The sequence below is a fragment of the Epilithonimonas bovis DSM 19482 genome, from assembly GCF_900108115.1.
Classification (GTDB): domain Bacteria; phylum Bacteroidota; class Bacteroidia; order Flavobacteriales; family Weeksellaceae; genus Epilithonimonas; species Epilithonimonas bovis.
Genome location: NZ_FTPU01000059.1, coordinates 1 through 11,918 on the forward strand (window position 1 = coordinate 1; position 11,918 = coordinate 11,918).

An 11,918-nucleotide genomic window follows, 5' to 3' on the forward strand; every position below is an offset into this window, starting at 1 on the left:
ACAGAAAACGGCATCAAAACCCAAATTTGGTGTACCCTGATTGCACAGCTACTGTTGCAGGTTCTACGTGTAAAATCAAAGAGCAAAAAGGCATTTTCTACCATTGCGGCACTCATCAGGATTCATTTAATCAGCCATCTGGAAATATTTTGGATGGTACAGAACAGCAGGAGAACTTACACGAAACAGAAAAAACGAAGAAAACCACCTTGGATACAGACAGAATTGTTCTGAAAAACAGAGAGGTGGGTTTTTGTATTCTTATAAAAACATATTGAAAAACAATGTTTTATGAAGGAATATTACTCATTTGTGTGTTTATCCGTTTGATAGTGTAAAAAAATATATTATTAATTCTTTTGACTTATCCCTTTAATGAAATATTGAGAAACAGTATTAATAAGTGGTTTCTAACAGAGCCCTTTGATAATCTCAGGTGACATCTCGAATATTTATCGCAATATTTAAACATTGTCAGGCTGAGCCTGTCGAAGTTTCATGGGCAAAAGGGATAGATCATTAATTCTTTTCCATTACTTTAAATAGCTCGAACTGCCCCAATTTTTAATTAAGCCACAGAAATGCAATTTGTTATAATGACGGAATTTAACAGATTTCCGTCAGTTGTTTGACGGAATTTAATATATTTCCGTCAGTTGTTTGACGGAATTTCATATATTTGCATTGTAAAACAATCTGAAAATGGAACTGAGAAGAATAGCTGAAATCTTGATTAATAAAAAGATTCAGCCTAATAAGGTGATACTTCTTTTGGGAGCAAGACGAGTAGGGAAAACCGAAATTCTCAAAAAAATAGAAAGCGAAGCAAAGGAAAAAGTTATTTTCCTAAACGGCGATGATGTAGAAACGCATAATCTTCTGGAAGTAAGAAGCACTGCAAATTACAAAAGACTGCTTGGCGATTGCCACTTTCTTATTATTGACGAAGCACAGGAAATTCCCGAAATCGGCAAAAAAATGAAGCTGATGATTGATACGATTGACGGACTAAAAATTATTGCTTCCGGTTCATCTGCTTTTGAGCTGAACAACCAAATCGGCGAACCGCTTGTTGGCAGGATGTATTCTTTTGAACTTTTTCCGCTTTCGCAAATGGAATTTTCTATGATAGAAAATTTTGCAGAAACCAAAGGAAAACTTGAAGAACGCCTGATTTTTGGAGGTTATCCTGAGCTGCTTCACTTGGAAAATATGCAACAAAAGCAGGATTATCTCAAAGAACTGGTTCATTCTTATCTGTTAAAAGATATTCTCACATTTGAAGGGATTAAAAAAAGAGATACAATTTTGGCTCTGTTACAAAAATTAGCATTTAGGACGGGAAGCGAAATTTCATTGGAAGCTCTTGGAAAGGAACTTCAAATCAGTAAAAATACTGTTGAAAAATATCTTGATTTGTTCAAAAAAGTGTTTATCGTTTATGACGTGAAAGGGTTTAGCCGAAACCGTGATAACGAAATTACCAAAATGAAAAAATGGTATTTTGTGGACAACGGAATCCGGAATGCGTTAATCAGTAATTTTAATCCGTTGAATCTCCGGGAAGATGTCGGAAAACTTTGGGAAAATTATCTGCAAGCGGAAAGATTGAAAAAAATCCATTACATGCAAATGAATGTGGATAGCTATTTTTGGCGAACACACACGCAACAGGAGATTGATCGTATTGAAACTGAAAACGATAAAATAAATGCCTTTGAATATAAATGGAAAAGTGGTAAAACCAAAATTCCTTCGCAATTCTCATCGGCGTATCCCAACGCAGATTTTTCCGTGATTGATAAAGAAAATTATCTGGATTTTATTACTTAACGTGAGTTTCTAACAATCTAAAGTTTTTGTTATTTCAAAATCTCTTTCAGAAACATCAAAGTATGATTCCAGGCGCGTTTTGCCATCATTTCGTTATAATCGGGCGATTCAGGGCTTGTGAATGTATGTTTGGAATTGGCATAAGTAATGATTTGCCAATCCGTTTTCCCGGTTTTTAGTTCGGTGATAAGGTTACTGAGGTCTTCCGGTTTTACACTCTCGTCATCGGCAGGATTTTCTACCAATACTTTTGTTTTTATAGGAACATTGAGCCTGTCGATTCCCTTGGCCAATCCGCCGTGGATAGAAACAACACCGGCTACCGGCAATCCGGCTCTGGCAGCTTCCAGTGCGCCTGTGCCTCCAAAACAGTAGCCAATCACAGCAATTTTATCTGTATTGGCGCCTTGTTTTTTCAGTTCCTCCAGAGCGGCAGTTATTCTCTGCTGATAAGCTTTGTAATCCTGTTTGTACTGGCCTGCGATCTTAGCAGCGGCGGCGTTGTCAGCAGGGATATTGCCTTCGCCATAGATGTCCACAACAAAGGCAATATAGCCTTGTTTTTCCAGTTGCAGGGCAGCGTTTTTAGCTTCGTTGTCGATGCCTTTCCAGGCTGGTAAGATCAAAACACCCGGTAGTTTTTTGCCGGCATTCGACGTTACAAGCCCGTTGAGTTTTTGACTGCCGTCTTTATAAGCAATTGGTTTTAATGCCTGAGCCATGTTGAGTTGTAGTCCCATAAATAAGCTGAATAAGGTGATGGATAATTTCATACGTGGATATTTTTTCTCTTTAAAAGATTATTTAGAAACGCCTTAATCTTCATCAGTTTTTTTGCAAAACAAGTAAGGATTATTTCATATTATAAATTCTTATGATGGATTAAGCTTAGCTTGGTTAGGTTTGATAAAGTTAAACAAATTCATCAGAAATATAACAACGCTGAATATACCCAGTTGTAATCCAACATAATGCCAGCCTCCTAATTCCCAACATTTGAGTCCTATAAAGGTACCCAGCGCACCACCCACAAAGTAGGAAGTCATATAAATTGTATTGATGCGACTGTTGGCTTTCTGATCTAATTTATAAATCAATGCCACATTGGTCACCTGAATCGACTGCACACCAACATCAATAAAAATAACCGCCAACAGAACTGCTACAAGGTGACTGGGGAATAGTAGGATAAAAAGGCTTCCCAAAAGCAGGATAATCCCTGCAAATAGTTGCGTTTTTTGTGATCCGCCTTTGTCTGCTGTTTTTCCTATCATGGGAGCGATCAAAGCACCGGCAATTCCTAACAGCCCAAAAAGCCCGATGGTATCCGAGCTGTATCGGTAGGGTTTTTCCACCAAAAGCAGGGTGAGTGTTGTCCAGAATGAGCAGAAAACCGAAAAAGCCAGTCCGCCCATCAGTGCCAGGTATCTAAGTTTCGGAAAGCGTTTTAACTGATAAAAAGAAGATGAAATTAATTTAAAATAAGAATCTTTGAAAGTCGGTTGTATGCTTGGTAATTTATAATAAACGAAAGCCAGAGACAGCACTGTAAAGCCGGCGGAGATGTAATAGACAACTTTCCAACTGCTCCATTCTGAGATATAACCGCTGAAAACTCTTGCCATCAGGATGCCCACAAGAATCCCGGTGAAAATAATACCAACATTTTTGCCTTTTTCGTTGCCTGATAATTCAGCGGCCATTGGCAGAATGACCTGCGCGGCAACAGCGGTGAGGCCAAGCAGCAGGCTAAACAAAAAGATGTAATAATACTGCGTCACCATTCCTATAGCCGCCAGGATACAGAACAGGATGGCCAATAAAATCAGGATTAATTTTTTGCGGTTTACTTTATCACCCAGCGGAACCAGCGTTAGCAGCCCGGCACCATAACCAACCTGCCCCAAACCTACCATAATACCCATTTTGCTTTCTGAGACGTGGAAAGTCTGCGCAATCTGATACAGAATAGGCTGCGCATAGTAGATATTTGAAACGCAAATCCCTGCTACGACAGCCATCCCGAGAACCTGACCTTTGGTCAGTTTTGATTGTTCTTCTGTCATCTATTGAGTACTTTAAACATTTGTTGTTACTTTTTAAAGTGTAAGCCCAATTGTTATTTATTACTTATTTGCCCGCATTGTTAAGAATGCTCAAGTCCTCAGAATCCAGTTTCAGTTCCGGTGCATCAAAGATAGTCTGCAGTTGGCGGTCGCTGGTCGCACTTACGATAGGTGCTGTGACCAGAGGATTGGCCAACAGCCACGCCAAAGCCACTGTCGCGGGTTGTGACTGATGTTTCGCTGAAACCTGATCTAATGCTGCAAGAACGGCTTTCCCTTTGTCATCAAAATATTTTTTGATTCCCGCACCTCTGGATGTTTTGTCAAAATCGGCTTCCGTTCTGTACTTTCCGGTAAGGAAACCGGCTTCCAGAGACCAGTAAGTGAAGACACTCAAACCATATTTCTCAACAAGCGGGGCATAGTCTTTCTCAAATTTTTCTCTGACGAGCAAATTGTAATGGGGCTGAAGTGTCACATATTTTGGAAAGTTGTTTTTTTCTGCAACTTCAAAAGATTCTGTGAGTCGTTCCGGTGAGACGTTGGATGCTCCAATATATCTTACTTTTCCGGCTTTTACGATCTCATCATAAGCGGATAAAGTTTCTTCAACGGGAGTTTTGTTGTCATCAAAGTGGGTGTAATACAGATCGATATAATCTGTACCAAGGCGCTGAAGGGATTCATCTACAGATTTTAGGATATGTTTTTTGCTGATGTCAAAACCGTGTTCTTTGGTTTCGGAGCCAACTTTTGTGGCGATTACTACTTTGTCGCGGTTTTTTCTCTCCTTTATCCAGTTTCCGATAATGGTTTCGGATTGTCCGCCTTTTCCGTTGACCCACCAGGAGTAGGTGTCTGCGGTGTCAATAAAATTAAAGCCACCTTCGGTAAATTTATCCAGTATTTCAAAAGACTGTTTCTCATCCAGCGTCCATCCAAAGACGTTACCGCCAAAATTAATAGGTGCTATTTCTAAGTCTGTATTTTTAATATTTACTTTTTTCATTATAATTCTTTTTTTTGTTTTTCGATTATTTTTATTAAAATGCGCTGTCTATCACGCCACCGTCTGCACGCAGGGCCGCTCCCGTAGTTGCATAAGACAGTGGGCTGGCAGTGTAAACCACAAGGTTGGCAACAGCCTCGGCATCTACAAAATTCCCGATAATAGAAGATGGGCGTTTTTCTTCAACAAACTCTTTACCTGCTTCTGCTACAGAGATACCGCGCTCTTTCGCCAGTTTAGACATACTTTTCAGGTTGCCGGCTGACCAGGTTGGGCCAGGCAAAATCGCATTCACGGTAACATTGGTTTCTCTCAGATGTTTGGCCAGGCCTCGGCTAAGTGCCAGATAGGCTGTTTTGGTGACGCCGTACAGGATCATATCATCAGGGATATTGACGGCAGACTCGCTGGAGAGAAAGATAATCCTTCCCCAGTTGTTCTTTTTCATAACCGGCGCATAATGGCGGGAAAGACGAACGCCGCTCATCACATTCACTTCAAAATCGTGGAACCAGGTGTCGTCATCGGTGGTTTCAAATGGCTGTTCGCCGTAGATCCCAACGTTATTCACCAGAATATCAACTTCCGGCAGTTGTTGGATCAGGGCATCCACCTCATCCACCTTAGAAAAGTCGGCCACAATGCCCTTAACTTTGGCTTCTGGCAGGTCTTTTTTCAGTTTTTCGATTGCAGAGTCAACTGTTTCCTGTTTTCTTCCATTGATGGTGACGGTCGCGCCTTCTTTCAGAAGTCCTTTGGCTATGGCAAATCCAATGCCTTCTGTGGAGCCTGTTACCAGCGCTGTTTTGTCATTAAGTTGTAAATCCATTTTATAAATTTGTTATTTCAAAAATTCTTTGACAGGTTGGATGAACTGGTCAAAAACCTCGATGTGTGGTAGATGTCCCACATTCTCGATCTCTACCAGTTTAGAACCTTTTATTTTTTGTTGTGTTTCTTTACCCAGAATTTGGTATTGTCCCATTTTGGCCGCCACCACAGGATCTTTTACATTGTTTTTTCCAATGGCGGTGCGGTCTCTGGTTCCTATGATCAGCAAGGTTGGTGTTTTGATATTCTGAAACTCATAGACAACGGGTTGGGTAAAAATCATATCAGATGTTTTGGCGTTGACCAAGGCAACTTGCGGATAATCCGGGGATTTTGTCCATCCTGTCAGCAGATAGACCCATTCGTCATATTCCGGTTTCCAATGGTTGTCATAATAGAAACCACTTTGGTATTTTTTGGTGGATTCGTAGTTGGCCTTCAGCTCTGTTTGGTAATTCTGATCAATCGAAGCATATGGCGCAACGAGTTTCCACTCTTCTAATCCAAGTGGATTTTCCAAAATCAGCTTCTCAACCGTTTCCGGATACATTAGTGTAAAACGTGTGGCAATCATCCCGCCCATCGAGTGTCCCAACAAATATATTTTATCGATTTTTAATTCATCCAACACCGCTTTGGTATTTTGTGCCAATTGTTGGAAAGTGAACTGGTAGCCTATTGGTTTGGATGATTTTCCAAAGCCTATCTGATCCGGGACAATTACACGATAACCTTCTTTTGCCAGGGCTTCCACAGTCGTTTTCCAGTAAGCACCGTTGAAATTTTTACCGTGCAGCAGAACTACCGTTTTACTGTTGGGTTTTTCTGGTTGGATGTCCATATAAGCCATCTTGAGATCTTGGTTCTGACTTTTGAAATTCAGAAAATGTACATCGTAAGGATATTGGTAGTTGGTCAGCATAATATCCAGTACAGGACGTTGATCCTGGCCGAATGCCATACAGAAAATTAATAGGAGAAAGACAGCTGCTACCTTTTTCATTAGTCTGTGGTTTTATTATTAAGATATTAATTAAAATAAGTGCCTACACAATTATTTATTTTGTAAAATCATAGAAGTTAAGGCCTACTTCTTCATTTTTAACTTTCACGACTTTTCCGGGGTTGGGATAGATAAAAAATTCACCTGCACCCCTTATTTTGGCATCCAGAAGGTGTCCTGCCAGAGCGGTATAATCTCTTTTTCCGAGGGTAACATGAAGATGCAGCATCAGTTTGTTTTCCACCATAGAGATGTTTCCGGAGAGATTGGAGATCTCCATCTGACCCTTGAATTCTTTATCTACATATTTTTTGGTTTCCGGGTCAAAAAAACGCAATGTGGCATCATTGGTGGCGCCAATTCCGGTGATTTGTCCCGATTCTATTTTCTGTGAAGAAACAAAGTCGGTGAGCGCATCCAGCACGGATGATTTATCTTTTACACTTACGATGTACGCTTGGTCTGTTTTTTTAGCGGTCCACAGGGTCCCGCTTAAGATTTGTGCATTCATAACATGGGTGGTGATGGTTAATACAATTGTGAAGAAGATTTTGTTTTTCATATTACTTTTATTTTTTGGTTAGATAATTATTCAGCTTTGTCACCATATTTCTGGAAAAACCAAAGCAATCCAAACAGATAAGTCGCATGGATCAGCTGTGCTTCTATCGCGTTCCAGTTTTCTATAGAACAGCTCCCGAAAATCAGTACGGACATTAATGTTAAACCGGCATACAGTGCCCATCTGCTTTGGTAGCCAATAAGAAGCCAGAGGCCGATCATAAATTCCAGAATAGGCAAGATGTAACTGAATGGCATCAATAGGAATGTTGGGATCATGGATGTTTCCATCGTTTTTAGCATCCAGCCACTGAACATCTCAAGTTTCGGAAGACGCACCAGCCCGTGCCCAAAAAGTGAAATAGCGATTGGAAGCCGTAGAAAAAAAATAGTTGATCTTAAAGTTTTTCATTGTTTATTTTTATTAATAATTTAATAGTCCAACTGTGCACTGTTTTCGAGCCCGCCAATAAATTTTGGCTTGCCGTCTGCGGCTGTAATAAGGGCTTCTGCCGTAATCTTGATGGATTCTTCTGAAACCGCATAAGGTATTTCTACAGGATTATTGGCAGTGGCACTACCTACATTGGCAACCGGAAGTGAACTGAAAGCACGGATAAATTTAGTTTCCGGGAAGTAGTTTTTATAGGAATATAATCCGGCACCTAATTTTCTGGCTTCGGTGGCAATTTCACCGTCTCTTCCCGGGTAGGCGTTATCACAATCCAGCAGGATTTTGCCTTCGATATAAGGCATGATTTGTTTGCTGATCGCAGCTTCGGCCTTATAAGGTACTGCGAGCACGATGATGTCTGCTCTTTTGGCGGCGTCTGTTACTGTGGTGGCTTCGGAACCGTGGCTGGCCTCTGTAATAAGATCTCTTAATTGCTCAGGGTTTCTGGAGCTGAACAGTACTTTATAACCTGCTTTTGCCCACTTTTTGCCAAGCGTGCCGCCTACGTGGCCTGCGCCGATTATTCCGATGATGGTTTTTTGGTTCATAACTTTTGCTTTAGTTGGCTGGTTATTCTTCTGCCCGCAGGATAAGATGTTCATGGTGCAGAAAAAAAGAATCAGGTATTTTAAATAAAATTTCATACAGGTATTTATTTTTTCCAATAATTGATAAGTCCTTCATGTTTCCCCAAGAACGGATCTGCAGGAGGAAAAGGAACTTTCGAAATATTAATTAATGATTGCGCATGTTTGTCTTTTTCTTCTTTGATAAGATCATAAGACATGCCGTTGGGGTAAGCGCCAACCACTGTAAAGTCGTCAGAATGCGAAATGCATTTGTGGCCCACGCCAGCCGGAATAATCAGTATATCACCGGCCTTTACATTTATTTTTTCGCCTTTTGGGCCGCCCATATGCAACAATGCATTTCCCTGGAATACGCCCAGGACCTCGTGTGAAGTGCTGTGATAATGGTGAAACGGGTATACACCCCAACGCCAGGAATTGTACCAGCTATTAGATTTGAATTTCTTTTCCAGAAATTCTGCTCCCGCATTGCCTCTTTCCGTGAAAGCGTTCTGATAAACCAAAAGCGGAAATTTGCTGTTGGGGATAATGCCGTCATCTTTGAAATAAAAGGTTTTTGCTTCCATAGTCCTAAGGTCAAGTAGATCACCAATTTTCAAAAAGGGTACCGCAACGGCCCCTGCAAATGATAAATGGATAAACTGTAGTCTGTTCATGATGTCAGATTTTTGCTTTGGATCAATCAAAAAATAGAGGCCTGAAATAAATAATATGATAAAGCAGCCGCCCTGCTAACTATTTGTGCCCTTTCATAAATTCAAACCAATTCGAAAATACACCGTTTGCGCCGGATATTGCTTGTAAAAACTGATGATATTATTGTAAATAGATGATATCAGGGTTTTAATATTTTAGTTATCCGGAACTTGGCCAGGCATAGATATTTTCCTTGATGCCATCAAAAGATTTTGTTAATGATTTTTCTGCTTTGCTCCATGGCAATACCAAAAACAACATGGGAACCAAATTCCCAAACCCACCAGGATTTTGGCATTTCAGATACTTTGCCCTGCAAGCCCAAAGCCGGGACGGTAGAACCGTGTGTAAGTGCCCAAACTACGGCACCGGCAGTAGCACCTTCCTCCAGTTTAAACTGTTTGTTGTGGTTAACCAAAGCAACGTAAGTGATACCTACAACAGTTCCCAAACCGTAATGGATCCACTTCATCGCGGCAATGGCATCTTTATCAGAAAGTTCTTTTCCGGTGGATTCATGATAGATATCTTTAGCTAAAACAGCCGGTGGCATATTCTGGGGATGGTGGGTAACATCTGCACCTTTGATCTCCAATTCTTGCGGTGTTGGCGGAAATTTTTTTTCGCCAATTTTCTGCAATGGCGGTTCTGCCAAAGATTTAATCCATGAGGCGAATAATCCTACCGCTACACCTTTTATTAAGTCTTTTGCTAATGTATTCATTGTGGTTTTAATTTAAAATTAAAAAGGACAGAAAACTCTGCCCTTTCAGTTGTAATTTATAACACTTCGTCAATATGGCCCATGCCGGTTTTTATAGAATTTTTGACATCATCAAATTTCCCTAAGCCTACTTTTTTTATCAGTGAAGTAGCAAAGCCTTTCATCTGCTCAAAAGTAATATGCGGCGGCATCGCCAGTGTATCAGGATTGGTATAGATATTCACCAGAACCGGTCCCTGATGTTCAAAAGCCTGCTGGATAACAGATTCAGCCTGCTCAGGGTCTTTGAGTTCCAGGCCTTTGATATTCATCAGTTCGGCAATTTTCTCAAATGGTGGGTTAACCATATCGGTTTGCCAGTCTACATAGCCCTGAACTTCCATTTCCAGTTTTACCATGCCCAGGGAGCTGTTGTTGAAAACAAAGATTTTCACCGGGTACTGGTATTGCATAATCACCGCCAAATCGCCCAACAGCATAGAGAGGCCACCATCGCCACACATTGCCACGATCTGTCTTCCGGATTTGGTTGCAGCAGCACCAATCGCCATTGGCAACGCATTGGCCATAGAACCGTGGTTGAAAGAGCCCGTCAAATATCTGGTGCCCTTGGCGCGGATAAATCTTGCGGCCCATACGGCAGTCATACCTGTATCTACCGTATAAACGGCATTGTCAGAAGAATAATGATCAATCAATGTGGCAATATATTCCGGCTCGATCTTGCCTACTTTTCCTTTTTTGTTGGAGAATTCGGTAAAATGTTTTTCATCTTTCCTGTAAAGGTCTTTCATTTTTTTAAGGAAAGAAGCATCTGATTTGCTTTCAATTTTTGGCAGTAATGCAGCAGCTGTATCTCTGATATCGCCGGCATAGCCATAATCTACATGGGCTCTTCGGCCGATTCTCTCAGGTTTTTCATCAATCTGAATAATGGTTTTTTTATTGGGCAGAAACTCAGAGTAAGGGAAATCGGTACCCCACAGTACCAGAACGTCAGCATCGTTACAGGCATCATAACCGGATTTATTACCCAAAAGCCCGTTCATCCCTACAGAATAAGGGCTGTCCGTACGGTCAAAGAAGATTTTCCCACGGAAGGAGTAGGCGATAGGGGCATGTACTTTTTCTGCGAGTGCTTCTATTTCGTTTACGGCATGTTTACAGCCATGCCCACAATAGAAAGTAATGTTTTTGCCAGAATTGATGACCTGTGCTAACTCAGATAATTCTGCTTCTGATGGCCTGTAAACCGGATGCGTATTAAAAGATTTTGATCCGGACAGTACATCTTCGTAGTCAGCGGAAGCAACATCGCCTGGTAAGCCAAGCACAGCAACGCCTTTTTCGTTTACAGCAGTCTGGATAACGCGCTGTATCATGGTACCAAACATTTTGGGCGTGGTAGCCATAAAAACAGCTTTACTGCAGTCTGCAAATAACTTTTCCGGATTGGTTTCCTGGAAATACTCAGTCCCAAATTTTTCTGTCGCGCAGGTACTGGCAACAGCTATCACGGGATTACCGGAACGGTTGGCATCATATAAACCATTCACGAGATGCACATGGCCCGGCCCCGAACTTCCCATACAGCAGCCAATGCCGTTAAGTTCGGCATCCATAGATGCCGCATAAGCAGCAGTTTCCTCGTGGCGCACGTGGATCCACTCGATCGTGCCATCCCTGCGGATCGCGTCGTTCACGGGATTTAAACTGTCCCCGGTAATTGCATAAACTCTTTTGACACCTGCCTGTTTCAGCATTTCGACCAAATGGTCTGATACGTTTTTAGCCATTGTATTTTTTTTTTGATTAATATTTTTATGTATATCCGTTTTTAATCATACTGCTGTAATATTAGCAATAATGAGCCTTTCGAATAGTTTGTCTCCGAAATATCTTCGATTTAGTTTGTAAATAAATTCGTTGAGATACAATTGAAGATATTTTCTTTTGATTTTATGATAATTTCCCAATAGATTTCTTTTAGCATTGCTGATGGTGATGTGAACCCATTTTAAGGTTTCGTTGGTAGTTTCTTTATCAGATTTTTCGGTGATATGAAGTTCAACAAAATCTGAAATATCAACGTATGATGTGCTTTTATCCGTGAAAACAATGCTTTGATTATCAATCGATTCTTTTATGGTT

Annotated in this window: 14 protein-coding genes; 2 read left to right on the plus strand and 12 right to left on the minus strand. The window is 40.9% G+C overall.

The genetic code is table 11. The annotated features are described in order from the left end of the window. Together B0B05_RS15425 and B0B05_RS15430 are read left to right on the plus strand one after the other, a co-directional pair. On the plus strand, positions 1-278 hold a 278-nt coding region (locus B0B05_RS15425), incomplete at its 5' end, for a hypothetical protein (RefSeq protein ID WP_221406973.1). 424 nt (positions 279-702) lie between these two features. Next, positions 703-1,833 (plus strand): ATP-binding protein, encoded by a 1,131-nt coding sequence (locus tag B0B05_RS15430; RefSeq protein ID WP_076784475.1) that lies wholly within the window; start codon positions 703-705, stop codon positions 1,831-1,833. Positions 1,834-1,862: 29 nt separating this feature from the next. Here B0B05_RS15430 and B0B05_RS15435 read toward each other — a convergent pair whose 3' ends face one another. The 12 genes from B0B05_RS15435 to B0B05_RS15490 form a co-directional block, all read right to left on the minus strand. Continuing rightward, on the minus strand, positions 1,863-2,606 hold the full coding sequence (locus tag B0B05_RS15435) for a dienelactone hydrolase family protein (RefSeq protein ID WP_076784476.1): 744 nt from the start codon (positions 2,604-2,606) through the stop codon (positions 1,863-1,865). Positions 2,607-2,705: 99 nt separating this feature from the next. Further along, positions 2,706-3,899: an MFS transporter gene (locus B0B05_RS15440; RefSeq protein WP_076784477.1), complete on the minus strand. Its 1,194-nt coding sequence runs from the start codon at positions 3,897-3,899 to the stop codon at positions 2,706-2,708. Positions 3,900-3,963: 64 nt separating this feature from the next. After that, positions 3,964-4,908: an aldo/keto reductase gene (locus B0B05_RS15445; RefSeq protein WP_076784478.1), complete on the minus strand. Its 945-nt coding sequence runs from the start codon at positions 4,906-4,908 to the stop codon at positions 3,964-3,966. A gap of 34 nt (positions 4,909-4,942) precedes the next feature. Next, positions 4,943-5,737 carry an SDR family NAD(P)-dependent oxidoreductase gene (locus tag B0B05_RS15450; protein ID WP_076784479.1) on the minus strand — a complete coding sequence of 265 codons (795 nt, stop codon included), beginning with the start codon at positions 5,735-5,737 and terminating at the stop codon, positions 4,943-4,945. Between the two features lie 12 nt (positions 5,738-5,749). Next, positions 5,750-6,742, minus strand: a complete 993-nt coding sequence (locus B0B05_RS15455; protein ID WP_076784480.1) for an alpha/beta fold hydrolase — start codon at positions 6,740-6,742, stop codon at positions 5,750-5,752. 55 nt (positions 6,743-6,797) lie between these two features. Further along, positions 6,798-7,304 carry a PPC domain-containing DNA-binding protein gene (locus B0B05_RS15460; protein WP_143746054.1) on the minus strand — a complete coding sequence of 169 codons (507 nt, stop codon included), beginning with the start codon at positions 7,302-7,304 and terminating at the stop codon, positions 6,798-6,800. 26 nt (positions 7,305-7,330) lie between these two features. After that, a complete protein-coding gene (locus tag B0B05_RS15465; RefSeq protein WP_394332793.1) occupies positions 7,331-7,594 on the minus strand; it encodes a MauE/DoxX family redox-associated membrane protein in 264 nt (87 codons plus the stop codon). 141 nt (positions 7,595-7,735) lie between these two features. Next, on the minus strand, positions 7,736-8,401 hold the full coding sequence (locus tag B0B05_RS15470) for an NADPH-dependent F420 reductase (RefSeq protein ID WP_076784482.1): 666 nt from the start codon (positions 8,399-8,401) through the stop codon (positions 7,736-7,738). Between the two features lie 8 nt (positions 8,402-8,409). Next, the gene (locus B0B05_RS15475) at positions 8,410-9,003 is read right to left on the minus strand and encodes a cupin domain-containing protein (RefSeq protein WP_084174006.1); all 594 of its coding nucleotides are present in this window, start codon (positions 9,001-9,003) and stop codon (positions 8,410-8,412) included. Positions 9,004-9,245: 242 nt separating this feature from the next. Continuing rightward, positions 9,246-9,767, minus strand: coding sequence for a DUF1440 domain-containing protein (locus tag B0B05_RS15480; RefSeq protein ID WP_076784483.1), 522 nt, complete (start codon positions 9,765-9,767; stop codon positions 9,246-9,248). A 56-nt stretch (positions 9,768-9,823) separates the two neighbouring features. Next, entirely contained in the window at positions 9,824-11,563 is a 1,740-nt protein-coding gene (locus B0B05_RS15485) for a thiamine pyrophosphate-dependent enzyme (RefSeq protein WP_076784484.1), read from the minus strand. A gap of 45 nt (positions 11,564-11,608) precedes the next feature. Further along, positions 11,609-11,918, minus strand: a 310-nt coding sequence (locus B0B05_RS15490) for an IS1595 family transposase (protein ID WP_143746027.1), incomplete at its 5' end; no start/stop codon positions are given.